The sequence below is a fragment of the Rhodanobacter sp. FW102-FHT14D06 genome (assembly GCF_043950705.1).
Classification (GTDB): domain Bacteria; phylum Pseudomonadota; class Gammaproteobacteria; order Xanthomonadales; family Rhodanobacteraceae; genus Rhodanobacter.
The window spans coordinates 1,858,711-1,884,665 of the sequence record NZ_CP170722.1 but is presented as its reverse complement, the minus strand read 5'-3'; the positions used below and the strand labels follow the sequence as shown (position 1 = coordinate 1,884,665).

Below are 25,955 nucleotides of genomic sequence, written 5' to 3'. Positions count from 1 at the left end.
ATGCCCCGAGGGCGCCGATGCAGCGCTGACTTCGCGGATTCAACAACCAGCGCACGCTTTTTCGCGCCGGATGCGATCATGGTATCGGCCACAACTCGGTGGACCAGCAACGCATACAGGGGGGCCTGATGATCGAGCTGGAAATCCAGGCCTTGTCGGAACGACGCGAGGGCCTGTTGATGGAAGTGGGCCGGCTGGTGCTGGCCAGCGGTTTCAGCCTGCAGCGGCAGCGACTGGTCCAGGACCCGCACGGCATCCTGCTGACCATGGTGGTGCGCGGGCCGCCGCGAAAAAAGCGCGCGCTGGCGGCGGCGCTGGATGCCCACGAGCGCATCATCAGTTTCGAACTGGAACCGGTCACCGAGGGCGAGGAACGCGCGCACTTCGCCGCCTCGCGCGCGCCGTCGGCCTACGTGCCGCCCGTCCTTCCAGTGGCGCCACCGGCGCCGGAGGCGGCCCCGCCGACGGCGCCGACCAGGCCCGCGGCTGCGACGGCGCCGGCCGTCCCCGCTTTCGACGAGGTCGCGCCGGTCAGGCTGGTCACGCCGACGGCGGCACCCGCGCCCCCGCCTGCGGTCGCCGCGCGGCCGACGCCGGAGCCGGATCTCGAATTCATCCTGCCGCCCCCGGCGCCGGCTCCGGTGGCGCCTGCGCCCGCCGTGGTGGCGGAGGCGCCGTTCGTGGAGCTGGTCCCGCTCGAACCCGACCAGGCGGCCATCGACAAGCTGCTGGCGAAACTGGCCACCGAGTACCCGCAAATCATGCCGCGGCTGCAGCAGCTGGATCGCGCGGTCGCCGAGGCGGCGCGCGAACCCACGCTGGCGCTGGCGGGCCGGCGCACCGGTGCATGGCTCGCCCAGCGCGAACCGACGGCGGGCGGGCGGCTCGACCTGGAGCAGGCGATCGCGCAACGGGGCGTGCCGGCACTGCGCGCGCTGGTAGAGGTGGAACAGGACGGCAGCCAGCTGCACATTCGCCACAGCCCGCTGTGCGGCGAACCCGGCCACTCCGGCTGCATCTTCTTCAGCGGTTTCCTGGAGGGCCTGCTGGCGCCGGTGCTGGACCGTCGCGAGCTGTCGATCTTCGCCGTGTGCTGCCGCAGCTACGGCGCGGACGACTGCGTGCTGGCGCTGTCGGACTGAACCTCGCGCAGCCGGCGCCGCGCACGCTCGCGCGCGGCGCCGCTTCGATCAGAAGCTGCACTTGACCGATGCGCCCACGCCGTAATCCGGGCTGCCGTCGGTGAAGCCGGCCAGCGCATAGGCCTGCAGGCGCAGGTTCGGATTGAACTTGTGGTTCCAGTAGCCGGCGAGCTCGCTCTGCGCGGCGCCGGTGTCGGCGATCCGCTCGCGGTAGTAGTAGTAGGCGCCGACGTTGTCGCTGGCACCGACCTTGTAGTCGGCACCGATGTTCGCGTTGAAGCCGTTCTGCAGCTGGATGTACTGCGAGCTGCCGTATTTGGTCCAGCCCACGCCGCCGAACGCGGTCCACGCGCCGCTGACCTTGTAGGCGTCCAGCGACAGGCCGTAGTCATTCTTGCCGGTGCCCAGCCCCTTGTTCTCGTCGGCGGTGCCGAACTTCACCTTGCCGGTGAGATCCAGGCCGGCCGTGCGGTCGGTGCTGGTGAACAGCTGGTAGCCGGCCGACGCGGTGACGTCACCCAGGCCCGAGGCGGAGCCGCTGGACGTCGCCGCACTGCCACCGGAACCGCCGGAGCCGCCACCGCCGATGATGTGGCCGAGGCCGCGGCCAATGGGGTTGCCGTTGTTGACCTTGCCCACGCCGGGGATCACGTTGCCCGCACCACTGACGTGGATATACGGCACGGTGAGCTTCAACGTCCAGCGGTCGCTTTGGTACGCCGCGGTCAGCGGCACCGACCAGATGTCGGTGGTGGTGTCGGTGCCGTATTTGCCGCTGCTGTAGTCGGCACCGGCAGAGAGGCTGAACTGGCCGCCGTCCGCGGTGGCGGCGTGCGCTGCCGGCGCGCCGATCAGCAGCAGTCCGCCGGCGACCATCCAGTGTTGTGCGTTGCGCATGAAAAGTATCCTTGCTGACAGGGAACTGCGCAGGCCAGGCGTCTGCCGGGCCTGCGCGGAGAAGCACGTAAGGCGAACCGCGGACTCAGCCGCCCGGGCGGCCGACGTGGGTGGGATGATCCGGAATCTGCGGGCGCTCGGGGCGCTGCGGGCGTTCCGGCAGCGCGGGCCTGTTCGCGATGTCCGGCTTGCCGGCGGTATCGGGCTTGCCCGGGTGATCGGCCGCCGTCGGATGGTCGCCCATGTGGCTCTTGCCGAACTCGACCTTGGCCACCGAAACGTCGACATGCCCATGCGCGCTGGCCGAAGCGCTGCCGGTTGCCTTCGGCGAACGCATCACGTCACCCAGCTTGAAGCCCATGCTGTTGGCGATCTGGCCCCAGCCTTCGCCGGCGGCGCGTGCCGCCAGCACGCCGTCGAGATCAATGCTGCTGCCGTCGGCCAGCACCATGGTGCCGCCGTTCAGCGCGGCCTCGATCTCGGCGGCGGTCGGCTCGGTGATGCCCGCCTGCGCCAGGCTGGCTTCGGCCAGCGACAGCGCGATCTTCACGTTGCCGTAGCCCATCTGGCCGGTGGCCGGCGTGAACGTGGTGGTGGTCGTGGTGGTGGTGCCATCGGCGTTCGTGATCACGTCGTCGAGCGCGATGGCGCTGCCGTCGCGCAACCCGGCGACCAGTGCCTGCGCATTGGCATCCGAACCGGCGAATGCAGCGAATTCGGTGCTTAGCCGGGTCGACTCCTGGCCGTTGGCGCTGGCCGACACGGGGGCGTCAGGCGGCGGGGCGGTTTGCGCCATGGCCGGCGCGAGCGACAACGCGCCCAGCACCGCGGCGCAAAGCAGCGTGGATTTGAGATGGCGGGATTTCATGAAGTGGCTCCTGGGCAATGCTGCGATGGCGGAATGCCTGCGGGAGGAGACGACATGCTGCATTCCCTGCCCGAACCCCGCCCCCTGGCCAAGGTCGATCCGCATGCCGCCGACACCTGCTCGCGCATCTTCAGTTCGTGTGCACGCGACGCACAAGCGCGCACCGCTGACTTGTTCAGCATGCATTTCGCGTGCTGAACGCTGCCGGCCCCTCTTTCACGCGATTGTGTGAGCGACTGCGCATTTCGCCATCGTGCGCGCCCGCATTCGGCGCCGAACGAAAGTTTCTGCGGCGGCTAGCGCGCCCCGCGGTGCCGGAAGCAGCCCACCAGGTGGTCGTCGATCATCCCGGTGGCCTGCATCAGCGAATAGCAGATGGTGCTGCCGACGAAGCGGAAGCCGCGCTGCTTCAGCGTCTTGCTCATGCGGTCGGACAATGCGGTGCTGGCCGGCACCTCGGCAGGTCCGCGCCATCGGTTGACGATGGTGCGGCCATCGACGAAGGACCACAGATAGCCGTCCAGACTGCCAAACTCGGCGATCGCCTGCTGCGCGGCGCGCGCGTTGTCGCGGGTCGAATACACCTTCAGCCGGTTGCGGATGATGCCCGGGTCGAGCAGCACCTTCTCCAGTTCGCGGTCGCTCATCGCGGCGACGCGGGAAATCTCGAAATCGTGGAACAGCTTGCGGTAATGCGCGCGCTTGGCCAGCACGGTGCGCCAGGACAGACCGGCCTGGGCTCCTTCCAGGCAGAGAAACTCGAACAGGCCGCGGTCGTCATGCAGCGGCACGCCCCACTCGGTGTCGTGGTAGGCGCACATCAGCGCGTCGTCGTCGGCGGCCCAGTGGCAGCGGGTGGGTTCGGCGCGTTTGCTCATGGCGACTTCATGTGGCTGTCGATCCGCCAACCGTAACGGAGGCCATTACACTTGTCGCCCCTCTTTTGGCCCATGTCGATGCCGCCTTCCCCGTCACCCCAGCGCGGCGCCGTGCTGGCCATGCTCGTCACCATCGTGCTGTGGGCCTACAGCTGGATCGTGATGAAACAGGTGCTGGCCTGGGCCGGCCCGTTCGATTTCGCCGCGCTGCGCTACCTGCTTGGCGCGGGGGTGCTGTTCGCGGCCTTGCTGCTGTCGGGACGCTCGCTGCGGCCGCCGCCGCTGGGCCCGACGATCCTGATCGGACTGTGCCAGACCGCCGCTTTCCAGGGCCTGGAGCAGTGGGCGCTGCTCGACGGCGGTGCCGGCCACGTGGCCCTGCTCGCCTACACCATGCCGTTCTGGGCAGTGCTGCTGGCGTGGCTGCTGCTGGGCGACCGGCCAACGCCGCGGCACTGGCTCGGCCTGGCGCTGGCGGCCATCGGCCTGCTGTGCATCATCGAACCCTGGCGGCCGATGGGCAGCGCCGCGAGCACCGTGCTGGCCATTCTCGGTGGACTCGCCTGGGCCACCGGCACCGTGCTCAGCAAGCGCCTGTTCCAGCGCCACGCGCCGGACGTGCTCAGCCTCACTGCCTGGCAGATGCTGGCTGGCGGCGTGGTGCTGGGGTTGCTTGCGCTGGTGATGCCGCAGCGACCGCTGGTGTGGAACTGGGCCTTCATCGGCGGTCTCGCCTACAGCGCGGTACTGGCGTCGGCGGCGGCCTGGTGGCTGTGGTCGATCGTGTTGCAGCGGCTGCCGACTACGGTGGCCAGCGTGTCCAGCCTCGGCGTGCCCGTGCTCAGCGTGCTGCTGGCCTGGTGGCTGTTGCACGAGCAGCCGTCGTCACTGGAAGCCACCGGCATCGCGTTCGTGCTGCTGGGCCTGCTCGCGGTCAGCGGGCTGGGGCGCAAGGCTCAGGAGTGAGTGAAGAGGAGTGAGAAGTGAGAGAACAGCAGGGCGCGGCGATCCTGCCGCTCTCTCTCACTTCTCGCTCCTCTCCACTCACTTCCAGCTCCACGGCAAGGCCTGCAGGTCGACGTTGCCGCCGGTGATGACCACGCCGACGCGGCGACCGGCGAAGCGCGCCGGTTGCTGCAGGATCGCCGCCAGCACGGTGGCGCTGGAGACTTCCACCACCTGCTTCAGTTCAGACCACAGCAGTTGCATCGCCGCGATCGTCTCGGCGTCGCTGACGGTGATGATCTCGACATGGTGTGCGCGCAACGCGTCGAGGTTGCGCTCGCCGACCAGCGCGCGCAGGCCGTCGCAGACCGTGTCCGGCACCACCGTGGTGACGCGCTCGCCGTGCGCCATCGACTGCGCCGCGTCGTCGGCGCCGAGCGGCTCGGCGCCGAACAGCGCCAGTGCCGGGTCGATGCCGTGCGCGGCGATCGCCACGCCGCTGGCCAGCCCGCCGCCGCCGACCGGGGTGATCAACGCATCCAGTTCGGGAATCTGCTGCAACAGCTCCAGCGCGACCGTCCCCTGTCCGGCGATGACCCGGCTGTCGGCATAGGGATGCACCAGCTCCGCACCCGTGGCGCGGCGCACCTCCTCGCACATCGCCTCGCGCGCCGCCTGGGTCGGCGCGCAGCGGTGCAGGGTGGCACCGGCGCGTTCGATCGCCGCGAGCTTGGCGCGCACCGCGCCCTCGGGCACCACCACGTGGGCGGCGATGCCGCGGGTGGCCGCGGCCAGCGCCAGCGCGTTGCCGTGGTTGCCGGAGGAATGGGTGACCACGCCGCGCGCGGCCTGCTCCTCATCCAGCGACCACACCGCGTTGCAGGCACCGCGGAACTTGAACGCGCCGCCGCGCTGCAGGTGCTCGCACTTGAAATAGAGTCTGGCGCCGCTCAGCGCATCCAGCGCCGGGCTGCACATCACCGGCGTCACTCGCGCATGCGGCGCGATGCGCGTGGCCGCGGCGCGAACCTGCGCCAGCTCGGGAAGCTCTTCGATGGAATGGCTCATGCGCCGACGACCTCGATGCCGCAACGGAAATGGCGCGTGGCGCCGGGTGCCAGCGCGATCGCGTCGGCGCACTCGGGCCGGTTGAACGCATCGGCCATGCACTCCATCGGCTCCAGCGCGACCGCGCGGCGCACGTCGCGCGCCACGGTGTCGGCGGTGAACGCGTGCATCACGCCGCGCTCCTGCCACAGCGCGAGCGCGAAGCCGTGCGACGGATCGCCCAGGCGGGTGCGGATGCGACCGTCGGCATCGGCCTCGAGGTCGGTGTAGCCCTGGTCGAGGATGCTGTCGCCGATCTGCCGTTGCTCGCGGAAATCCAGCGCCGGCGCATCGTCGAGCGCGACGTAGGCGGCGGCGCCGGGCAGTGCGATCAGGTCGGCGCCAGTGCGGATCAGCGTCTGCGCGGGAATCTGCAGCGGCCAGTCGTCGACCAGGCCACCGCCAGGCAGCCGGAAGTACGGATGCCAGCCGAAGAAGCACGGGGCGAGAGTGTCGCCGACGTTCTTCATGCACGCGTCCAGGCCGAGCCCGGCATCATCCAGGGTGAACTCGACCGCCAGGTCGATCGCGTGCGGGTAGCCCGGGCGCGGACGAATCGCCGCGGTGGTCAACCGCACCCTGGCGGCGGTATCGGTGGCGGCCAGTTGCTCGATCTCGAACAGCGCATCGCGCACGAAGCCGTGACGGCTGGCCCGTTCGCTGCCGGTCACGCCGGGATCGAGATCCTGCGCCACGCCGTCGAAGCGGTAGCGCGCATCGGCGACGCGGCCGGCGAACGGCACCATGATCGCGAAGCGCGAGCCCGGGCGGCGCTGCACCTCGTCGGCATCGTGGTAGCCGTCGGCCAGGTCGTGCAGGCCGTCGCCGAAAGGCACCTCGAAACCGAGCAGGGCAGCGCCATGCAAGGCCACGCGCACGTGGCGGTTTCCCGCGTGATCGTGCAACGCCACGACGGGCTGCGTGCCCAGCCAGGAACGCTCCACGCCGTAGCGGGTCGAGCCGGAAGCAGTCACCGGATTCTCCTGCGGTTGAACTTGCCCATGTTAGCCTGATCCATCCCCCACCCACGTTGTTCCGCTCATGCACGCACTTCCCCAGCAAGCCGGTCCGGTGATCCGGCTGCGCGATTACCAGCCGCCCGCCTGGCGCGTCGAGTCGATCGAACTGGAGGTCGAGCTCGGCATCGACGCCAGCGAAATCGGCGCACGCCTGCACCTGCGCCGCGATCCGGCGCAACCCCTGCCGCTGCGGCTGGATGGCGAGAACCTGCAACTGGTGTCGATCGCGCTCGATGGTCGCCAGCTGGATACCGAGGCGTACCGCTACGACGGCAGCGTGCTGGAGATCGACGGCGCGCACGACGGCAGCGTGCTGGAAACCCGCGTCCGCGTGCACCCGGCCGCCAACACCGCACTGGAGGGCCTGTACCTGTCCGGCCCGCGCGAGAGCGGTTTCCTGCTCACGCAGTGCGAGGCCGAGGGCTTTCGCCACATCACTTTCTTCCCCGACCGCCCCGACGTGCTGTCGACCTACACCGTGACCCTGCGTGCCGACCGCACCCGTTTCCCGGTGCTGCTGGCCGGCGGCAATCCGGCCGGCGCCGGCGAGCTGGAGGACGGCCGGCACTGGGCGCGATTCGTCGATCCGCACCCGAAACCGAGCTACCTGTTCGCGTTGGTCGCCGGCCACCTGGAAAGCATCGGGCGCGACTATCGCACCGCCGACGGCCGCGCCGTGCAGCTGAAGATCTGGGCCGAGGCCGACGCGATCGACCGTTGCGGCTATGCGCTGGACGCACTGGAACGCGCCATGCGCTGGGACGAGCAGCGCTACGGGCGCAACTACGACCTCGACGTGTTCCACGTCGTCGCCACCCACGATTTCAACATGGGCGCGATGGAGAACAAGGGCCTCAACATCTTCAATGCGAAATACCTGCTGGCCGATCCGGACTCCACCACCGACGACGAGTACCGCCACGTCGAGGCGGTCGTCGCGCACGAGTACTTCCACAACTGGAGCGGCAACCGCGTCACCTGCCGCGACTGGTTCCAGCTCAGCCTGAAGGAAGGCCTCACGGTGTTCCGCGAGCAGAGCTTTTCGGCCGACATGAATTCCGCGCCGCTCAAGCGCATCGAGGACGTCGCCCTGCTGCGCCGCGCGCAGTTCCCCGAGGACGCCGGCCCGCTGGCCCATCCGGTGCGCCCGGCGCAGTACAGCGAGATCAACAACTTCTATACCGCCACGGTGTACGAGAAAGGCGCCGAGCTGGTGCGCATGCTGGCCGGGCGGCTCGGCGCGGATGGTTTCCGCCGCGGCATGGACCTGTATTTCGAACGCAACGACGGTCGCGCCGCCACGCTGGAGGATTTCCTCGGCGCGCTGGGCGAAGCCAACGGCGTCGATCTGATGGCGTACCTGGCCTGGTACGGCCAGAGCGGCACGCCGCGGCTGCGCGCGCACGGCCAGCACGACGCTGCACGCCGCGAGTACACGTTGACTCTCGGCCAGCACGCGGCGGCCGTCGCCGGCCAGTCGGCCCGCGCGCCGCTGCCGATTCCGGTGAAGCTGGCCCTGTTCGCGAGCGACGGCCGCATGCTGCCGCTGCAACTGGCCGGCGAGGTGAACGACGCCGGCAATGAACGCGTGGTGGTGCTGGAACAGGCCGAGCAGGCACTGGTGTTCACCGGCGTGGACGCGCCGCCGGTGCCATCCCTGCTGCGCGGCTTTTCGGCCCCGGTGATCCTGGAATGCGACTACACGCCGGCCGAACTGGCGCTGCTGCTGGCGCACGACCCGGATGGTTTCAACCGCTGGGAAGCGGGCCAGCTGCTGGCCGCACGCGCCTACGAGAACCTGCGCGACGGCGGCACCGACACCTCGTTGCAGGCCTGGGGCGATGCGCTGGCCCGCCTGTTCGCCGACGGCAACATGGACGATGCCCTGCTGGCCGACCTGCTCACCCCGCCGGGCGAGATCGAACTGGCCGAACGCGAAGGCGCGGTCGATCCCGAGCGCATCCACCAGCTGCGCCAGGCCTTGCAACGCAGGCTGGCCGAACGGCTCGGCGCCGACGCGCTGGAGCAGCGCTATCGCACGCTGGCCGCACGCCGCTCGACCGCGCTGGATGCCGCCAGCCAGGCCAGCCGTCGACTCAGCCGCCGCCTGCTGGAGTTGCTGGAGGCCTGCGCCAGCGAACGCGCGCAGCCATTGGCCGCGGCGCAGTACCACGACGCGCCGGGCATGACCGACCGCCTCGCCGCGCTCGCGGTGCTGGTGCGCGGCCAGTCCGCTGCGGGCGAACAGGCGCTGGCGGACTATCGCGAGCGCCATGCCGGCAATGCACTGGCGCTGGACAAGTGGTTTGCGGTGCAGGCGCAGTTGCCCGGCAACGCGGCGCTGCCGCGCGTGATGCGACTGGAAAAGGACCCGGCGTTCACCCTGCACAACCCGAACCGGGTGCAGTCGCTGCTGGGCTCGTTCGTGCGCGGCAACCCCAGCGGATTCCATCGCGCCGACGGCGCCGGCTATCGGTTCCTGACCGAGCGGCTGGGTACGCTGGACGCGCTCAACCCGCAGGTGGCGGCGCGCCTGGCCACGGCGTTCAACGGATGGCAGCGGCTGGAACCGGGGCGCCGTGCGCTGGCGCGGACGGCGATTGCGGAGCTGGCCGGCAGCGCCGGCCTGTCACGCAACCTGGGCGAAATCATCGGCAACGTGCTGAACCACTGAAATCCGCGCGACGCATGCGGGCAGCGGCCGATCGCTTCGGCTGCCTGGCGCGCACGGCATCGACGCCGCGCGGCGGCAGCCGGCATTTCAGACGGCCAGGTGGTCCAGCGCCTCGAGCAGGCTCTGCATGCGCGATTCCAGGTCCGGCTGCATGTCGTCGCGCACGTCGTTGTCGAACTCGCTCAGGTGATCCATCGCCATCTCCACCTCGCCGATCTCGACCAGCAGGTCGTGATGCGGATAGACGGGCTGGAAATCGAAGTTCATGTCCATGGCGAATTCCTGAATGGGTCAATGGGTGGGTAGTGATGAACAAGCATCACCCGTGCCAATGTGTGATTCCCGTCACAGCCAACCTGCCGCGTCTGCCGCGACACTGACGTCCCGCGTCAGCTGTTGCCGCGAGCCGGCATAAAGTCCCCTTTCAGTCACCCTTCGTTCACGCGTTTCCGGCGAAGATCAACCTCACGTTTCACCTTCGAATTCCCATCGCTTTCTGGCGCCCGGCAATACGGTCATCCTGGATTCCCCCTGTTCCTGAGACCGCCTGGCGCCAGATCTACATGACACGAAGCCCCGCGCATGCCGCGGGGCTTCGTGTTTCCGGGCCTGGCGTCGCATCGCGCATCCACCGGCGCCACAAAAGACGACGGCACCCGAAGGTGCCGTCTTGCTTCCTCTCACGGTACGCGATCGAACCCCTGTCCGCTCGACCTCGGCGCGCGATCCTCGCGCAGCGTCTGCCCATGAAAGTGCAAGCCGGATGAAGCACGATCCATGCCACTTTCAGGCAATCTTCGACGGCAGACGTATCGCGTTACCATGACGCCCACTTTTGTCACTTTTGCGCGCTCCGGGCAACAGCATGCGTCACCCCACCTGCTACGACGTCATCGTGATCGGCGGCGGCCACGCCGGCACCGAGGCCGCGCTGGCCGCCGCGCGCACCGGCGCGCGCACCCTGCTGCTCAGCCACAGCATCGAGACGATCGGCCAGATGAGCTGCAATCCGGCCATCGGCGGCATCGGCAAGGGCCACCTGGTGAAGGAGATCGACGCGCTGGGCGGTGCCATGGCCCACGCCGCCGACCTTGCCGGCATCCAGTGGCGCACGCTGAACGCCTCGAAGGGCCCGGCCGTGCGCGCCACCCGCTGCCAGGCCGACCGTGCGCTGTACAAGGCGGCGATCCGGCGCATGGTGGAAACCCAGCCGAACCTCGAACTGTTCCAGCAGGCGGTGGACGACCTCGTCATCGAGGGCGGCCGCGTCTGCGGCGTGGTCACCCAGATGGGACTCACCTTCGCCGCGCGCGCGGTGGTGCTCACCGCCGGCACCTTCCTCGCCGGCAAGATCCACATCGGCCAGGCACAGTACGCGGGCGGGCGCGCCGGCGACCCGCCGGCCAGCACGCTGGCGCAAAGGCTGCGCGAGCTGCCGGTGGCCGCCGACCGGCTGAAGACCGGCACGCCACCGCGCATCGACCGCCGCAGCATCGACTTCAGCGGGCTGGAAGAACAGCACGGCGACGATCCCGCGCCGGTGTTCTCCTATCTCGGCAACCGCGCCGAGCATCCGCGCCAGGTCAGCTGCTGGATCACCCACACCAGCGAGCGCACGCACGAGATCATCCGCGGTGCACTGGACCGCTCGCCGCTGTACACCGGCCAGATCGAGGGCGTCGGCCCGCGCTACTGCCCGTCGATCGAGGACAAGGTGGTGCGCTTCGCGGAGAAATCCTCGCACCAGATCTTCATCGAGCCGGAAGGCCTGGACACCGCCGAGATCTACCCGAACGGCATCTCCACCTCGCTGCCCTACGACGTGCAGCTGGCACTCGTGCACTCCATTCCCGGCTTCGAGCACGCCCACATCACCCGTCCCGGCTACGCCATCGAGTACGACTATTTCGACCCGCGCGGCCTGCAGCCGTGGTTGGAAACGAAGGCGATCCCGGGCCTGTACTTCGCCGGCCAGATCAACGGCACCACCGGCTACGAGGAAGCCGCCGCGCAAGGCCTGCTCGCCGGGCTCAACGCCGCGCTGGCGGTGCAGGGCAAGGCGCCGTGGTATCCGCGCCGCGACGAGGCTTACCTCGGCGTGCTGATCGACGACCTCACCAGCAACGGCACCATCGAGCCGTACCGCATGTTCACCTCGCGCGCCGAATACCGGCTGCACCTGCGCGAGGACAACGCCGACCTGCGCCTCACCGAGCAGGGTTTCGCGCTGGGCGTGGTGCCGTCGGCACGCGTCGAGGCGCTGCGCGCCAGGCGCGAGGCGGTCGAGCGCGAACTGCAGCGCCTCGGCGGCCTGTGTGCCGCCCCGGCCAACGCGTTGGGCGCGGCACTCGAGCGCCGGCTCGGCATCGTGGTCAGCCGCGAGACCAGCGCCATCGACCTGTTGCGCCGGCCCGAACTCGACTACGCCAGCCTCGCCGACGTGCCCGGGTTCGGCCCGCCGGTGGCACGCGAGGACGTCGCCGCGCAGGTCGAGGTGCAGGTGAAGTACGCCGGCTATCTCGAACGCCAGCGTGAGGAGATCGAGCGCCAGCGCCGGCACGAACACACCGCGATCCCGGCCGACTTCGACTACGACAAAGTGCGCGGGCTGTCGGCGGAAGTGCTGCTCAAGCTCAAGCGCTCGCTGCCGGCGACGCTGGGCCAGGCCGCGCGCGTCAGCGGCGTCACCCCCGCGGCGATCTCGCTGCTGCTGGTGCACCTGAAGCGCCGCGACGCCGCCTGAGAATCGCCTCACCCCCGACTCCCGGCACAGCGCCGGCGCGCACACTCATGGCATCATGCGCACTCCACACAGCCCCGGGGAGTGCGCAATGGAAATCTGGATCGGCCGCGATGGCGAGCGGCATGGCCCGTACAAGGAAAGTGACGTGCGCGAGTGGCTGCGCAGCGGCAAGGTCAGCCCCGACGATCTGGCCTGGTACGAAGGCCTGGCCGACTGGCAGCCGCTGTCCGTGCTGTTCCGCGACGCGGTACCTGCCGCCAGCCCACCAGCCGACAACCCCTACGCGGCACCGGCCACCCCGCTGCAGGCGCTGCCGCAGACCACCGCCGCGGTGCTGGAGGATTACGCCGGCTTCTGGAAGCGGGCGGCGGCCTACATCCTCGACGCGATCGTGCTGTACATCCCCAACAACCTGGTGATCATGCGCTCGATGGGCGACGGGGCCGCGCAGGAGACGATGAAGCAGGCGATGATGGCGGCGCCCGGCGATCCGCACGTGATGCTGGCCGCCTACGGCCAGTACTACGCGACGATGGGCACGGCGATCCTGCTCACCGCCGTGCTGACCTGGCTGTATTTCGCCGTGTGCGAAAGCTCCCCGTGGCAGGCCACACTGGGCAAGCTGGCACTGGGCATCCGGGTCACCGACCTCGAAGGCCGACGGATCAGCTTCTGGCGGGCACTGGGCCGCTACCTGGCCAAGTTCCTCAGCACGATCATCCTCTTCATCGGCTTCATGATGGCCGGCTGGACGCGCCGCAAGCAGGCCCTGCACGACATGATCTGCAGCACCCTGGTGCTGAACGGCCGCGCCAGCGAGTTCAAGCCGGACGCGAGCCCGACCGGCAAGAGCAACTCCTTCAGCGCCTGATCGGCTTCGCTCCACGCACGGCGCCGCGGCTCGTCCGCGGCGCCGTTTTCATTGGCGCGCCGACGATTCCCGGGCGCTTGTTATCATCGACGGCTTGACCTTTTCACCCGGCGGCATCGCGCCGCCGCCAGGAACGCTCCACCCATGCCCAGCATCGAACAACGCATTGCCCACGACATCGCCGCGAAGACCGAACAGGTGCGCGCGGCGGTGGACCTGCTCGACGGCGGCGCCACCGTGCCGTTCATCGCGCGCTACCGCAAGGAAGTCACCGGCGGCCTCGACGACACCCAACTGCGCCTGCTGGAAGAACGCCTGCGCTACCTGCGGGAACTGGAAGAACGCCGCGCGGCGATCCTCGCCAGCGTCGAGGAACAGGGCAAGCTCGACGACGCCTTGAAGGCGGACATCCTCGCCGCCGACACCAAGGCGCGGCTGGAGGATCTGTACCTGCCGTACAAGCCCAAGCGCCGCACCAAGGCGCAGATCGCCCGCGAGGCCGGGCTGGAACCGCTGGCGACTGGCCTGCGCGAGGACCCCACGCGACCGCCGGAGGCCTTCGCCGAAGCGTTCGTCGATGCGGACAAGGGCGTGGCCGACGTGCGCGCCGCACTCGACGGCGCGCGCGCAATCCTGATGGAAGCGATCGCCGAGGACGCGCACCTGGTCGGCGAGCTGCGCGACTGGCTGTGGTCGCAAGGGCAGATTCGCGCCAAGGTGGTCGCGGGCAAGGAGAACGAAGGCGCCAAGTTCCGCGACTACTTCGACCACGTCGAGCCGATCGGCAAGATCCCCTCGCACCGCCTGCTGGCGCTGATGCGCGCGCGCAACGAGGGCGTGATCGAACTGGAACTCGCTCCCGCCGCCGACAGCGAGCAGGGCCACGCCGAGGGCGAAGGCCGCGTCGCCGCCCACGCGAACATCCACCACCGCGGCCGCGCCGCCGACGCCTGGCTGCGCGAGACGGTGCGCCTGACCTGGCGCGTGAAGCTGCACCTGCATCTCACGCTCGACCTGTTCGGTCGCGTGCGCGAAGGCGCCGAGGACGAGGCAATCCGCGTGTTCGGCGACAACCTCAAGGACCTGATGCTGGCCGCGCCGGCCGGCGCGAAGACGGTGATGGGACTCGATCCCGGCATCCGTACCGGTTGCAAGGTCGCGGTGGTCGACGCCACCGGCAAGCTGCTGGCCACCGACACGATCTACCCGCTGGAGCCGCGCCGGCAGTGGAACGAATCGCTGGTGTCGCTGGCCCGGCTGTGCAAGCAGCACGGCGTGGACCTGATCGCGATCGGCAACGGCACCGGCTCGCGCGAGACCGACAAGCTGGCCGGCGAACTGATCAGGAAGCTGCCCGACGCGAAGCTGTCGAAGATCGTGGTGAGCGAGGCCGGCGCCTCGGTGTATTCCGCCTCCGAACTCGCCGCGAAGGAGTTCCCGGAACTCGACGTGAGCCTGCGCGGCGCCGTCTCGATCGCGCGCCGGCTGCAGGATCCGCTGGCCGAACTGGTGAAGATCGAGCCGAAGGCGATCGGCGTGGGCCAGTACCAGCACGACGTCAACCAGATCAAGCTGGCGCGCGCGCTGGACGCGCGGGTCGAGGACTGCGTCAACGCGGTCGGCGTGGACGTGAACACCGCCTCGGCCGCGCTGCTCGCGCGCGTGGCCGGGCTGTCCGCGTCGGTGGCCGAGAACGTGGTGAAGCACCGCGATGCGAACGGCCCGTTCGCGAACCGCAAGGCGCTGCTGAAGGTGCCGCGGCTGGGCGACAAGGCGTTCGAGCAATGCGCCGGCTTCCTGCGCGTGCCGAACGGCGACAACCCGCTGGACACCAGCGCGGTGCATCCGGAAGCGTACCCGGTGGTCGAGCGGATCATCGCGCAATGCGGCCGCGAAGTGCGCAACATCATCGGCGACAGCGGCTTCCTGCGCGGCCTCAGGCCCGAGCAGTTCACCGACGACAAGTTCGGCGTGCCGACCGTGCGCGACATCCTGAAGGAACTGGAAAAGCCCGGCCGCGACCCGCGCCCGGAGTTCGTCGCGCCGAGCTTCGCCGAAGGCGTCGAGGACGTGAAGGACCTCAAGCCCGGCATGATCCTGGAAGGCCGCGTCACCAACGTCGCCGCATTCGGCGCGTTCGTCGACATCGGCGTGCACCAGGACGGCCTGGTCCACGTCTCGGCGCTGTCGCACAGCTTCGTCAAGGATCCGCGCGACGCGGTGAAGGCCGGCGACATCGTCAAGGTCAAGGTGATGGAGGTCGACCTGCCGCGCCAGCGCATCGGCCTCAGCATGCGCCTGGACGATGAGCCGGGGCAGGCGCGCGGCGGCCGTCCGGGTGCCGGCGGCGAGGCCCGCGGCGGGTCGCGCGACGGCCGCGGTCCGCGCCCGGGCGGCGGCGCACCCAAGCCCGCCGCCGCACCGGCCAGCAACGCCTTCGCCGACGCGTTTGCGCGCGCCGGCAAGCGCTGAATCGCCGCTCGCCGGCTCGCCTGCGGCGGCGATGCGCTGCAGCATGCGGTTCCGTATGGAATACCGTACCGTAACCCGCAACTAACAAGGCCATCCCGGCCGAGGAGTACTTCCATGCTTCGCACCCGTCATCTGGCCGGCGCCATCGCGACCGCCCTGCTGTTCAGCACGGCCGCCGCAGCCGCCGATTTCAGCAACGTCATCGTCTTCGGCGACAGCCTGAGCGACAACGGCAACATTTCGCTGGCCACCGCGCCGACGATCCAGCCGCCGCTGCGCTTCACCACCAACCCGGGTACCACCGCGGCGGAGAACGTGGCGACGGGCCTGGGCTTCACGCTGGCACCGTCGGCGGCCGGCGGTACCGACTACGCTTGGGGCGGCGCGGGCTTCGTCAACAACGTCGCGCCGGTGCCGACCATCGCGCAGCAGCTGCAGATGTACCTCGGCGCGAACGGCGGCAAGGCCGACTCGCGCGCGCTGTATCAGGTCTGGGGCGGCGCCAACGACATCTTCTACCTGAGCGGCACGCTGAGCGATCCGAACGCGATCGCCGCCGGCGCGGTCAACGCGGCGCAGACCGAACTCGGCGTGCTCGCCGGCCTGCAGGCGGCCGGCGCGAAATACGTGCTGGTCTACAACCTGCCCGACCTGGGCAAGACCCCGCAGGCCGCTCTCGGCGGTGCCACCGCCCAGGCCGGGGCCAGCCAGCTCGCCGTGCTCTACAACGGCGTGCTCAACAGCGGCCTCGCGCAACTGAGCAACAACGGCCTGAACATCATCCCGGCGAACACCTACGCGCTGCTCAACGAAGTGATCGCCAACCCGGGCGCCTACGGCTTCAGCAACGTCACCGCGCCGGCCTGCGGCGTCGGTTCCAGCTCGGTGCAGTGCGGCCCACAGGGCTCGGGCCTGCCGTACAGCTACGCAGCCGGCACCGACCAGACCTATCTGTTCGCCGACGGCGTGCACCCGACCACCGCCGCCCACGCCATGCTCGGCCAGTACGTGCTGTCGGTGATCCATGCGCCGGAGCAGATCTCGCTGCTCGGCGAAGCGCCGCTGGCGGCCAGTGCCGTGCAGAACCGCGTCATGCGCGACCAGATGCTGACCACCGGCAAGGACGGCGACGTGCGCACCTTCGTCAACATCGACTATGCCCGGCAGCGTTTCGACGCCAGCAACAACTCGCCGCGCACCAACAGCGACAACCTCAACTTCACCCTGGGCGCGAACTATTTCGCCGGTGAGCACGTCACGGCCGGCGTGGCGCTGGGCGTGGGCCAGCACACCGCCGACTTCTCCGGCGGCGGTGGCTACAAGCTGCAGGACGTCAGCGGCCTGGGCTACGTCGGCTACCACAACGGTGGCGGCTACGTGGGCGGCTACGTCAACTTCGGCCAGTCCAACTTCAAGGACATCGAGCGCCGCATGAACATCGGCGCGATGCAGCGCACCGAAACCGGCAAGACCGACGGCTCGCACCTGGGCGGCGGCGTCACCGGCGGCTGGTGGTTCGAGCTGGGCAACGACTTGCAGACCGGCCCGTTCGCCACCGTCGACTGGCAGACCGTGAAGATCAGCGGCTACAGCGAGAGCGGCAACGACAGCAGCGCGATGTGGTTCGGCCGCCAGCAGCGCGACTCGCTGATATCCACCCTCGGCTGGCGCCTGCGCGGCCAGTGGCAGGTCAACAACCTGGTGATGTCGCCGTATGCCGAACTGGGCTGGAACCACGACAGCAAGGCCGATGCACGTGAGGTCCGCGCCGGCCTCAACAGCATGAACGGCAGCTTCGCGCTGACCGGCTTCAGCCCCGACCAGAGCTGGGGCGCCGCCACGCTGGGGCTGTCCGCCCGGCTGACCCCCAGCGTGCAAAGCTGGATCGGCTACAGCGGCCGCTTCGGCGACAACAGCCAGAAGTACAACAGCGTCAACATGGGCGTGCGGATCGACCTCTGATCCGGCCAGGCCGCGACTCGGCCGGCCCGGGTCACGTCCATGAAAAAAGCCGCCCGCTGATGCGGGCGGCTTTTTCTTTGCGAGCTTCCCGCTCGACGCGGGAGAGTCTGCAGCGACTTACTTGTTCTTGCCGTTGGTGGCGAGGCCGAGGATGGTCATCGCCTCCTGCTTGAGCTTCTCCGCCTCGGCCGGGTCCAGCGGCTGCACGTCGCTGCCGACCTGGTGCTGCTTCAGCACCAGCGTGCCGTCATCGCTCCAGCCGGCGCGGTCGATCGAGGTGGGCTTGCCGTCGCGGCTGGCCATATGCTGCTGCACGATCGCCCACGGCTTGCCGTCCTTGTAGGCATAGTCGGTACTGGTGAAGCCGTCCTTGGTGTACTCGACCAGCTCGCGGATGAACTGGATCTGGCCGTCCTGACGGAACAGCTGCCAGCCGCGCGAGGCATCCTTCTCCAGCTTGGTGCCGTGGTTGACCTTCATCGCGCCGAGCTGCTTCTGCACGTCGTCGAACGCGGCCAGCAATTTTTCCCCGGGGGTCTGCTCGGCGACCAGCTGGATCGACACGGCGTCGTTCTGGCTGCCCTTGGCCAGCACCGGCGCCTGGATCGGCATCACGTACTGGCGCTCGCCATCGGTAAGGATCGCCTGCACCACGTACAGGTCGTTCGGCTTGACGTCGGCCGGATTGAAGGTGAGCTTGAACGGCTGCGGGAAGCTGCCGGCCGGCGAGGTCTTGGTGGCCAGCGGCGCAGAGCCGACGGCGGTGGAGGAGACGTCGACCAGGTTCAGCACCAGAGTCGCCTTGTCCGAAGGCTGCGCCGTACCCGCACGCAGGGAGATCGTGCCGCTGACTTCACTGGGGATCGACACCTTGGCCGTGCTTTCGGCCTTGGCGGGACCGCCATTTGCGGCCTGGTCCGACGACGAACCTTGGCAGCCGGCCAGGACCAGCGCAGCAACCGATACCAGCGACAAAACCGTCTTGCGCATGCCAGAAACCTCTTTATTACGTGAAATCTGCACGTGGTCGCGCGGGCCTGGTGGCGCCACGACTCTACGCGGGGGAGCCTGCAAGCATATCGCAAAAAAGCAGGCGCGGAAAAGTCAATCCCCGCCCGCCCGCCGTGCGCACGCGTACGCCGTGTGCCGGCGCTGCAGCGCTTTCAGTGTCGATGCAAGGCGCGATGGGCGATGTCGCGGCGGTGAAACGCGCCCTTCCAGCGCAGCCTGCCGACCGCCGCGTAGGCGCGCTCGCGTGCCGCGGCAAGATCGCTGCCCAGCGCGCACACGCAGAGCACGCGCCCGCCCGACGTCACCACGCGGCCCTGCCCGTCGCGGGCGGTGCCGCCATGGAACACCTTCACGTCGCCATCGTCGATGTCGTCCAGGCCCGCGATCGTATCGCCCGTGCGCACGCGAGCGGGGTAACCGGCGGCGGCCATCACCACGCCAATGGAGGGGCGGCTGTCCCAGCGCGCGCGGGTCTGCGCCAGATGGCCGTCCAGCGCGGCGTCGATCAGCTCGACCAGGTCCGATTTCAGCCGCAGCATGATCGGCTGCGTTTCCGGATCGCCGAAGCGCACGTTGAACTCGATCACCTTCGGCGCGCCCGACTTGTCGATCATCAGGCCGGCGTAGAGGAAGCCGATGAACGGCGCACCCTCGGCCGCCATGCCGTGCAGGGTCGGCTCGATCACTTCCTTCAGGATGCGCTGCTCGACTTCCGGCGTGACCACCGGCGCTGGCGAATACGCGCCCATGCCGCCGGTGTTCGGGCCGAGGTCGCCCTCGTCGCGGCGCTTGTGGTCCTGGCTGGAAGCCATCGGCAGCGCGTGGCTGCCGTCGCTCATCACGATGTAGCTGGCTTCTTCGCCATCGAGGAATTCCTCGATCACCACCCGCGACGAGGCGTCGCCGAACGCGTGCGCGCCGAGCATGTCGTGCAGCGCCAGCTCCGCGTCGGCCAGGGTCAGCGCCACCACCACGCCCTTGCCGGCAGCGAGGCCGTCGGCCTTGATCACGATCGGCGCGCCCTGCTTGCGCACGTAGGCCAGCGCCGGATTCAGCTCGGTGAACACCGCGTAGTGCGCGGTGGGAATGTTGTGCCGCTGCAGGAAATCCTTGGCGAATGCCTTGGAGCCTTCCAGCTGCGCGGCGATCGCGCGCGGGCCGAAGATGCGCAGGCCGGCGGCGCGGAACTTGTCGACCACGCCGGCCACCAGCGGCACTTCCGGGCCGACCACGGTCAGCCCGATTCTTTCGCGCTTCGCCAGCTGCAGCAGGCCATCGAGATCATTCATCGCGACGTCGGCGTTGCGCACGCCCGGCTCGCGCGCGGTGCCGGCGTTGCCGGGCGCCACGATCACCTCGTCGACCTGCACGGACTGCCCGAGCTTCCACGCCAGCGCGTGCTCGCGTCCGCCGCTGCCGATGACCAGAACCTTCATTGCCGCACTCCCGCTCGCCACCCGGCGCAGTCGCCCATTGTAGCGGCAGCGATCCGCCGCCCGAGCGTCAGGCTGACGGCTGCAGCAGCGCCAGCAGCGCCGCGCGCGGCAGCTTGCCGGTTTCGTTGCGCGGCAAGGCGGCCACCCGCTTCAGCGGGCGCGGCAGGAACAGCGGATCGATCGCGCGGCGCAGCGCCTCGAGGATGGCATGTTCGTCCAGCTCCGGCGCCACCACCAGCGCGGCAATGCGGTGCACGCCGAGCGCGTCGCCGTCGCCGTGCTGGAACACCACGCCGTCGCGCACGCCGGGAATCGCCAGCAGGCGGCGGGTGAGGTCGGCCAGCGAGGCGCGCTTGCCGGCGATTTCCAGCATGTCGGCATGCCTTCCGCACAAGCGGAAGCGGCGGCCGTCACGCGACAGGCTGACGAGGTCGGCCAGGCTGACCGGCGCGCCGAGCTGCGGCGCCTCGACCGCGGTGCCATCGGGCTGCGGGTGCAGGGTCACGTCGTCGTACAGCAGCCAGTCTTCGCCCACGGTGGGGCGGCGGCTGGCGAACACGCAGGTTTCGGTGGAGCCGAACACTTCCAGCAGCGGCGCGTCGAAACGCTGCTCGGCGGCGCGCGCCAGCCCGACCGGCAACGGTGCGGTGGCCGATACCATCGCCGCGACCGCCGGCAGGCCGATGCCCGAATCGATCAGCGCGCGCAGATGCACCGGCGTGGTCACCAGCACGCGCGGTGCCGGCACCGCGGCCAACGCGGCGGCCACGTCGGCGGGAAAGAACGGGCGCCCGGTGTGCACGCCGACGTTGCCCAGCAGCGGCAACAGCACCGACATCTCCATGCCGTACATGTGCTGCGGCGGCACCGTGGCGACCACCTCGAAGCGCTCGCCGACCATGGCATGCAACCGCGCCAGGTTGCCCGCGTTGCTGGCGTGGAAACTGCCCCAGGTCTTCGGGTTCGGCGTCGGCATGCCCGTGGAACCGGAGGTGTAGCCGATCGCCACCACCTGGTCGGCCGGCAAGGTCGGCCAGGGCGCCTCGACGCGCGCCGGTCGCGGCGCGTCGAACGACGGCAGTTGCTGATAACCGGGCGGCGCCGGGTCGAGCGGCTGATCGCCCAGCGCATGGCACCCGGGGTGAGTCTTCATCACCTCGTCCACCGCCTGCGGCGCACGCGAGGACGGCAGCAGGTTGGCCTGGCCGCGCAACGCCACCGCGCAGAACGCGACCAGGAAGGCGTAGCGGTCCTCGCACAGGTTCACCACCGCCGGTGCGTGCGGCAGCGACGCCGCCACCGCGCGGACCTCGGCGAGGAAGTGCGCGGCGCTGATCGCCTCGCCCCGCCGCCAAGCCACCACCCGCGCCGGGTCCGCAGCCGCCAGCAAGGGCAGCAGCGGTGGAAGCTCGCGCTGGCGCGGGTCGTGTACGGTAACCAAACGGCTGTCTCCGTGGATGCTCAAATGGCGTGCGGCAGCATCGCGCCGTCACGCGGACCGTGACGTGAACGCCACCGCGAGGCCCCGCGATCCCGCACCGGCGTGCGCTCCCCCCGCACGTTCAGGCGCGGATGATAGCGCCCGAAAGGGCATCGCGAATCACCGTGGGGCTGGATTGGCCACCCAGCGGGGCATCCAGCAGGCCGTCCAGGGCGTCACCGAAATAGTCCGCCACGGTCTGCGCGGCGCGGGCCGGCGGCTGCCCGTGCGGGTTGGCGCTGGTCGACACCAGCGCGCCGCCGAAGGCGCGGCACAGCGCCGCCGCCGGTTCGTGCGCGCTGACCCGCAGCGCGATGCCGGCATGCGCACCGGCCACCCAATCCGGCACCAGCGCCGAGCGCGGAAATATCCATGTGTACGGCCCCGGCCAGCCGGCGCGCACCTGCCGCAGCACCGCATCGGGCACCGCCGCGAAATCGATGCAGCGCTCGACTTGGCCGAAATCCGCCGCGATCAGCAGCACGCCCTGCGTCGACGGGCGCTGCTTCAGCGCGAACAGCCGCTCGAATGCTTGCCGGTCATGCGGATCGCAGCCGAGGCCGAACACCGCCTCGGTCGGATAGGCCAGCACGCCGCCGTCGTGCAGCAGCGTGGCGGCGGCGTCGACTTCGTCGAGCGTGAAACGCTGCAGCATCAGGCGCCGGCCTTGCCGGCATGAGACTTCTTCGCCGCCGCTTTCTTCGTGGCGGTTTTCTTCGCCGCGGCTTTTTTCGCGGAAGTCTTTTTCGCCGGCGCCTTCTTCGTCGCGGCCTTCTTCACGGCGGTCTTCTTCGCCGTCGCGGGCTTCTTCGCGGCGGCCTTCCTGGTCGCCGTCTTCTTGCCGAAGCGGCCCTTCTTCACCGGCGCGGCGGCAAGCAATTCGAGGCACTGCGCCTCGGTCAGCAGCTTCGGTTCCTGTTCCTTGGGGATGCGCGCGTTCTTCTCGCCATCGGTGATGTAGGCGCCGTAGCGGCCGTTGAGCACCTGCACGCCGTTGCCGAAATCGAGGATCATCCGGTTGGCCAGCATCTCCAGCTTGTCGGCCACCAGTTGCAGCGCGCGCGGCAGTTCGATCGTGTACGGATCGTCCTCGGGCTTGAGCGAGGCGTAGGTGCTGCCCTGCTTCACGAACGGACCGAAACGGCCGACGCCGACGCTGACCTCGTCGCCGTTGTCCGCCTGGCCCAGCTTGCGCGGCAGCTTGAACAGCTCCAGCGCCTCGGCCAGGCTGATGGTGTGCATGCTCTGGCCCGGGCGCAGCGAGGCGAACTGCAGTTTCTCGTCGCTGTCCTTGTCGCCGATCGCGGCATACGGCCCGAAGCGGCCCAGCCGCACGAACACCGGCTTGCCGGTCTTCGGATCGCTGCCCAGTTCGCGCGCGCCGGTGGCCTCGCTGCGGTCGACCGACTCGGCCTTCTCGTCCACCTGCTGCTTGAACGGCAGCCAGAAGCGCTGCATCAGCGGCACCCAGGCTTCCTCGCCGCGGCTGACCGCGTCGAGCTCGTCCTCCAGCTTGGCGGTGAAGTCGTAATCGACGTACTGGGCGAAATGCTGGGTGAGGAACTTGCTCACCGCGCGACCCACGTCGCTGGGCTTGAAGCGGCGGCTGTCGAGGTAGACGTATTCGCGGTTCTGCAGCACCTGGATGATGCTGGCGTAGGTCGACGGGCGGCCGATGCCGTGCTCTTCCAGCGCCTTGACCAGACTCGCCTCGGAGTAGCGCGGCGGCGGCTCGGTGAAGTGCTGGTCGGCGACGATTTCGTGCAGCGGCACGGCCTCGCCTTTCGCCAGCCGCGGCAGGCGGCGGCCTTCGTCGTCGTCATCGGCTTTTTTCTGGTCGCTGCCTTCCTCGTACACGGCGAGGAAGCCGGGATCGACCACGGTGGTGCCGCTGGCACGGAACGAGGCGTCGCCACCGGGCGCGTCGGGCAACGCGAATTCCACCGTGACGGTGTTCAAGGTGGCGTGGATCATCTGGCAGGCGACCGTGCGCTTCCAGATCAGCTCGTACAGCTTGCGCTGGTCGTCGTTGAGGAAGGCCGCCACCGACTTCGGCGTGTGCATTGCCGACGTCGGGCGGATCGCCTCATGGGCTTCCTGCGCGTTCTTCGACTTGGTCTTGTACACCTGCGCCGCGTCCGGCAGCGCCTGGCCGCCGAAGTCGCGTGCGATCAGCTGGCGCAACTCGGCCATGGCGTCCTCACCGAGCATGGTCGAGTCGGTACGCATGTAGGTGATCAGGCCGACGTTGCCCTCGCTGCCCAGGGCCACGCCTTCGTACAGGCCCTGCGCCACCTTCATCGTGCGGCTGGTGGTGAAGCCGAGCTTGCGCGCGGCCTCCTGCTGCAGCGTGGAGGTGGTGAACGGCGCGGCCGGGCGGCGCTTGCGCTCCTTCGAGGTGACGTCGCTGACCGTGAGCTGGCCGCGCGCGGCCTGCTTCAGGGCCGCACGCGCGGCTTGCGCATCGGCTTCGTTGGTCAGGTCGAACTGCTCGAACTTCTTGCCGTTGAGACGGGACAGGCGCGCGCTGAAATCGCCGTCGGCGTGCTTGAGCTGCGCTTCCACGCTCCAGTATTCGCGCGCCTTGAATGCCTCGATCTCCTCCTCGCGCTCGACGATCATGCGCAGCGCCGGCGACTGCACGCGGCCGGCGGACAGCCCGCGCTGCACCTTGCGCCACAGCACCGGCGACAGGTTGAAGCCGACCAGGTAATCCAGCGCGCGACGGGCCTGCTGCGCATCGACCAGGTCGTGCGACAGCTGGCGCGGCGCGGCCACCGCGGCCTTGATCGCCTTCGGCGTGATCTCGGAGAACACCACCCGGTGCAGCTGCTTGCCCTTGGTCAGGCCGCGCTCTTTCAGGATCTCGCTGATGTGCCAGCTGATCGCCTCGCCTTCGCGATCCAAGTCGGTCGCGAGGTAGATGTCATCGGCCTCCTTGGCGGCCTTGGCGATCGCGTCGACGTGCTTCTGGTTGCGCTCGATCACCTCGTAGGCCATCGCGAAGCCGTGTTCGGTGTCGACCGCGCCCTCCTTCGGCTTCAGGTCGCGCACATGGCCGTAGGAGGCGAGGACCTGGAAGTCCTTGCCGAGGTATTTGTTGATGGTCTTGGCCTTGGCCGGTGATTCGACGATGAGCAGGTTTTTTGCCATGAAGCGGGATATCCAAAAGTGAACCACCGGCGCTTCCGTGCCGGACATATATATAGTTGAAACCACGCCGCGGCTTCGGCTGTCAAGCCCGCAGGGACGTGGGCATGACCTGGTAGGCGTTGCCCGACCGGCGTTCGATGCGCCCGTCCAGCTCCAGCATCAGCAGCATCGAGGACAGTGCCGCGGCCGGCAGCTCGGTGCGCTGCACAAGTTCATCCATTGTCGCCGGTTCGTGGCCAAGTGCGGACAACAATCGTCGATAATCGGGGTCCGCCGCGGTCGCCGTCGTGACGGTTCCGACCTCCTCACCACCCAGCCGCGCGGCCAGTTCCAGGCCCAGCGAACGCGCCGCCGGGGCCAGCAATTCGACGATTTCCGCCGCACATTCCACCAGTCGCGCGCCATCGCGGATCAGCCGGTGGCAGCCGCTGGCCAGCGGATTGTGGATCGATCCGGGCAGCGCGAACACCTCGCGGCCCTGCTCGGCGGCCAGCCGCGCGGTGATCAGCGAACCCGAGCGCAGCCCCGCCTCGACCACCAGCACGCCCAGCGCCAGCCCGGAGATGATCCGGTTGCGACGCGGAAAATGATCGGCCCGGGCCGGCGTGCCGGGCGGGAATTCGCTGGCCAGCGCGCCGTGTTCGGCCAGGCGCCGGGCCAGCGCGTGGTGCTTGCGCGGATACACCCGATCGGGCCCGGTGCCGATCACCGCCAGCGTCTTCGCGCCGGCATCCAGTGCGGCGGCGTGTGCCGCGCCGTCGATGCCGTCGGCCATGCCGCTGGTGATCGTGAAACCCGCCTCGGCCAGCGTACGGGCGAACGCCCGCGCGTGCGCCATGCCGCTGGCGCTGGCTGCGCGCGCGCCGACGATGGCCACCTGCGGATGCAGCAGCAGGCTCGCATCGCCCGCCACGAACAGCACCGCCGGCGGCTGCGGGATGTGCTCCAGTTGCGGCGGGAAATCCGCATCCGTGCACCGCAGCAGCCGGTGGCCGGGCTTGGCCAGCCAGGCCAGGTCCTGCGCCAGGCGCGCCTCGTCCGGGTGCTCCAGCCAGGCCAGCGCGGCGGGATCGAGCCCGGCACCGTCACGGCGCAACTGCGCCAGCGCGGCATGGATGTCGCCGTCGCCGCGATCCAGCCACTGGCGCAGGCCGCCGGGACCGAGCCCGGGCGTGCGCAGCGCGGTCAGCCAGGCGCGGTGGTCGTCATCAGGGTGCGGATCATGCATGCCCGGGAGTGTACGCAGCGACCGCAGACGAAGACGGCGCGGTGGTGGCCGCGCCGTCGTGTAGGAGGA

20 protein-coding genes are annotated in these 25,955 nt (G+C 69.5%); 8 read left to right on the top strand and 12 right to left on the bottom strand.

Annotated elements, in window-relative coordinates; translation table 11 throughout:
* Nucleotides 1-128 precede the first annotated feature (128 nt).
* Nucleotides 129-1,142, top strand: a complete 1,014-nt coding sequence (locus ACFCQI_RS08515; protein WP_395121011.1) for a hypothetical protein — start codon at nt 129-131, stop codon at nt 1,140-1,142.
* 48 nt (nt 1,143-1,190) lie between these two features.
* Here the strand turns inward: ACFCQI_RS08515 and ACFCQI_RS08510 are convergent, their stop codons facing one another.
* Nucleotides 1,191-2,039 carry a transporter gene (locus ACFCQI_RS08510; protein WP_395121010.1) on the bottom strand — a complete coding sequence of 283 codons (849 nt, stop codon included), beginning with the start codon at nt 2,037-2,039 and terminating at the stop codon, nt 1,191-1,193.
* Between the two features lie 85 nt (nt 2,040-2,124).
* Nucleotides 2,125-2,907 carry a hypothetical protein gene (locus ACFCQI_RS08505; RefSeq protein WP_395121009.1) on the bottom strand — a complete coding sequence of 261 codons (783 nt, stop codon included), beginning with the start codon at nt 2,905-2,907 and terminating at the stop codon, nt 2,125-2,127.
* Between the two features lie 54 nt (nt 2,908-2,961).
* On the opposite strand from ACFCQI_RS08505, the gene ACFCQI_RS08500 reads away from it, so the two are divergent.
* A complete protein-coding gene (locus ACFCQI_RS08500; RefSeq protein ID WP_395121008.1) occupies nt 2,962-3,105 on the top strand; it encodes a hypothetical protein in 144 nt (47 codons plus the stop codon).
* A gap of 98 nt (nt 3,106-3,203) precedes the next feature.
* Here the strand turns inward: ACFCQI_RS08500 and ACFCQI_RS08495 are convergent, their stop codons facing one another.
* The gene (locus ACFCQI_RS08495) at nt 3,204-3,785 is read right to left on the bottom strand and encodes a DNA-3-methyladenine glycosylase I (protein WP_395121007.1); all 582 of its coding nucleotides are present in this window, start codon (nt 3,783-3,785) and stop codon (nt 3,204-3,206) included.
* 120 nt (nt 3,786-3,905) lie between these two features.
* On the opposite strand from ACFCQI_RS08495, the gene ACFCQI_RS08490 reads away from it, so the two are divergent.
* Nucleotides 3,906-4,751 carry a DMT family transporter gene (locus tag ACFCQI_RS08490; protein ID WP_395121006.1) on the top strand — a complete coding sequence of 282 codons (846 nt, stop codon included), beginning with the start codon at nt 3,906-3,908 and terminating at the stop codon, nt 4,749-4,751.
* A 78-nt stretch (nt 4,752-4,829) separates the two neighbouring features.
* Here the strand turns inward: ACFCQI_RS08490 and ACFCQI_RS08485 are convergent, their stop codons facing one another.
* Entirely contained in the window at nt 4,830-5,798 is a 969-nt protein-coding gene (locus tag ACFCQI_RS08485; RefSeq protein ID WP_395121005.1) for a pyridoxal-phosphate dependent enzyme, read from the bottom strand.
* Nucleotides 5,795-6,811, bottom strand: coding sequence for an aldose 1-epimerase (locus tag ACFCQI_RS08480; protein ID WP_395121004.1), 1,017 nt, complete (start codon nt 6,809-6,811; stop codon nt 5,795-5,797). Before ACFCQI_RS08480 ends, ACFCQI_RS08485 begins: the two co-directional genes overlap by 4 nt.
* Before the next feature lie 67 nt (nt 6,812-6,878).
* Here ACFCQI_RS08480 and pepN point away from each other — a divergent pair, with 67 nt between their 5' ends.
* The gene (gene pepN / locus ACFCQI_RS08475; RefSeq protein ID WP_395121003.1) at nt 6,879-9,530 is read left to right on the top strand and encodes an aminopeptidase N; all 2,652 of its coding nucleotides are present in this window, start codon (nt 6,879-6,881) and stop codon (nt 9,528-9,530) included.
* Between the two features lie 87 nt (nt 9,531-9,617).
* On the opposite strand, the gene ACFCQI_RS08470 is transcribed toward pepN, so the two are convergent.
* On the bottom strand, nt 9,618-9,803 hold the full coding sequence (locus ACFCQI_RS08470; RefSeq protein WP_395121002.1) for a hypothetical protein: 186 nt from the start codon (nt 9,801-9,803) through the stop codon (nt 9,618-9,620).
* Between the two features lie 592 nt (nt 9,804-10,395).
* Between ACFCQI_RS08470 and mnmG the strand changes: the two genes are divergently transcribed.
* The 4 genes from mnmG to ACFCQI_RS08450 all read left to right on the top strand — a co-directional run bounded on the left by mnmG (nt 10,396) and on the right by ACFCQI_RS08450 (nt 17,578).
* Nucleotides 10,396-12,273, top strand: coding sequence for a tRNA uridine-5-carboxymethylaminomethyl(34) synthesis enzyme MnmG (gene mnmG, locus ACFCQI_RS08465; protein ID WP_395121001.1), 1,878 nt, complete (start codon nt 10,396-10,398; stop codon nt 12,271-12,273).
* An 88-nt stretch (nt 12,274-12,361) separates the two neighbouring features.
* Nucleotides 12,362-13,144 carry an RDD family protein gene (locus ACFCQI_RS08460; protein WP_395121000.1) on the top strand — a complete coding sequence of 261 codons (783 nt, stop codon included), beginning with the start codon at nt 12,362-12,364 and terminating at the stop codon, nt 13,142-13,144.
* 144 nt (nt 13,145-13,288) lie between these two features.
* A complete protein-coding gene (locus ACFCQI_RS08455) occupies nt 13,289-15,616 on the top strand; it encodes a Tex family protein (protein WP_395120999.1) in 2,328 nt (775 codons plus the stop codon).
* Between the two features lie 114 nt (nt 15,617-15,730).
* Entirely contained in the window at nt 15,731-17,578 is a 1,848-nt protein-coding gene (locus ACFCQI_RS08450) for an autotransporter domain-containing protein (RefSeq protein WP_395120998.1), read from the top strand.
* 117 nt (nt 17,579-17,695) lie between these two features.
* Here ACFCQI_RS08450 and ACFCQI_RS08445 read toward each other — a convergent pair whose 3' ends face one another.
* The 6 genes from ACFCQI_RS08445 to dprA form a co-directional block, all read right to left on the bottom strand.
* The gene (locus ACFCQI_RS08445) at nt 17,696-18,568 is read right to left on the bottom strand and encodes a YbaY family lipoprotein (RefSeq protein WP_395120997.1); all 873 of its coding nucleotides are present in this window, start codon (nt 18,566-18,568) and stop codon (nt 17,696-17,698) included.
* A 173-nt stretch (nt 18,569-18,741) separates the two neighbouring features.
* A complete protein-coding gene (purD, locus tag ACFCQI_RS08440; protein WP_395120996.1) occupies nt 18,742-20,025 on the bottom strand; it encodes a phosphoribosylamine--glycine ligase in 1,284 nt (427 codons plus the stop codon).
* Nucleotides 20,026-20,092: 67 nt separating this feature from the next.
* Nucleotides 20,093-21,466: an AMP-binding protein gene (locus ACFCQI_RS08435; protein WP_395120995.1), complete on the bottom strand. Its 1,374-nt coding sequence runs from the start codon at nt 21,464-21,466 to the stop codon at nt 20,093-20,095.
* Between the two features lie 121 nt (nt 21,467-21,587).
* Nucleotides 21,588-22,160: an L-threonylcarbamoyladenylate synthase gene (locus ACFCQI_RS08430; RefSeq protein WP_395120994.1), complete on the bottom strand. Its 573-nt coding sequence runs from the start codon at nt 22,158-22,160 to the stop codon at nt 21,588-21,590.
* Nucleotides 22,160-24,658, bottom strand: a complete 2,499-nt coding sequence (locus tag ACFCQI_RS08425) for a DNA topoisomerase I (protein ID WP_395120993.1) — start codon at nt 24,656-24,658, stop codon at nt 22,160-22,162. Before ACFCQI_RS08425 ends, ACFCQI_RS08430 begins: the two co-directional genes overlap by 1 nt.
* 82 nt (nt 24,659-24,740) lie before the next feature.
* Nucleotides 24,741-25,886: a DNA-processing protein DprA gene (gene dprA, locus ACFCQI_RS08420; protein ID WP_395120992.1), complete on the bottom strand. Its 1,146-nt coding sequence runs from the start codon at nt 25,884-25,886 to the stop codon at nt 24,741-24,743.
* Between the last annotated feature and the right edge of the window lie 69 nt (nt 25,887-25,955).

Coding starts and splice junctions, on each gene's coding strand:
- ACFCQI_RS08515 (WP_395121011.1), top strand. CDS start 129: ATGATCGAGCTGGAAATCCAGGCCTTGTCGGAACGACGCGAGGGCCTG.
- ACFCQI_RS08510 (WP_395121010.1), bottom strand. CDS start 2,039: ATGCGCAACGCACAACACTGGATGGTCGCCGGCGGACTGCTGCTGATC.
- ACFCQI_RS08505 (WP_395121009.1), bottom strand. CDS start 2,907: ATGAAATCCCGCCATCTCAAATCCACGCTGCTTTGCGCCGCGGTGCTG.
- ACFCQI_RS08500 (WP_395121008.1), top strand. CDS start 2,962: ATGCTGCATTCCCTGCCCGAACCCCGCCCCCTGGCCAAGGTCGATCCG.
- ACFCQI_RS08495 (WP_395121007.1), bottom strand. CDS start 3,785: ATGAGCAAACGCGCCGAACCCACCCGCTGCCACTGGGCCGCCGACGAC.
- ACFCQI_RS08490 (WP_395121006.1), top strand. CDS start 3,906: ATGCTCGTCACCATCGTGCTGTGGGCCTACAGCTGGATCGTGATGAAA.
- ACFCQI_RS08485 (WP_395121005.1), bottom strand. CDS start 5,798: ATGAGCCATTCCATCGAAGAGCTTCCCGAGCTGGCGCAGGTTCGCGCC.
- pepN (WP_395121003.1), top strand. CDS start 6,879: ATGCACGCACTTCCCCAGCAAGCCGGTCCGGTGATCCGGCTGCGCGAT.
- ACFCQI_RS08470 (WP_395121002.1), bottom strand. CDS start 9,803: ATGGACATGAACTTCGATTTCCAGCCCGTCTATCCGCATCACGACCTG.
- mnmG (WP_395121001.1), top strand. CDS start 10,396: ATGCGTCACCCCACCTGCTACGACGTCATCGTGATCGGCGGCGGCCAC.
- ACFCQI_RS08460 (WP_395121000.1), top strand. CDS start 12,362: ATGGAAATCTGGATCGGCCGCGATGGCGAGCGGCATGGCCCGTACAAG.
- ACFCQI_RS08455 (WP_395120999.1), top strand. CDS start 13,289: ATGCCCAGCATCGAACAACGCATTGCCCACGACATCGCCGCGAAGACC.
- ACFCQI_RS08450 (WP_395120998.1), top strand. CDS start 15,731: ATGCTTCGCACCCGTCATCTGGCCGGCGCCATCGCGACCGCCCTGCTG.
- ACFCQI_RS08445 (WP_395120997.1), bottom strand. CDS start 18,568: ATGCGCAAGACGGTTTTGTCGCTGGTATCGGTTGCTGCGCTGGTCCTG.
- purD (WP_395120996.1), bottom strand. CDS start 20,025: ATGAAGGTTCTGGTCATCGGCAGCGGCGGACGCGAGCACGCGCTGGCG.
- ACFCQI_RS08430 (WP_395120994.1), bottom strand. CDS start 22,160: ATGCTGCAGCGTTTCACGCTCGACGAAGTCGACGCCGCCGCCACGCTG.
- ACFCQI_RS08425 (WP_395120993.1), bottom strand. CDS start 24,658: ATGGCAAAAAACCTGCTCATCGTCGAATCACCGGCCAAGGCCAAGACC.
- dprA (WP_395120992.1), bottom strand. CDS start 25,886: ATGCATGATCCGCACCCTGATGACGACCACCGCGCCTGGCTGACCGCG.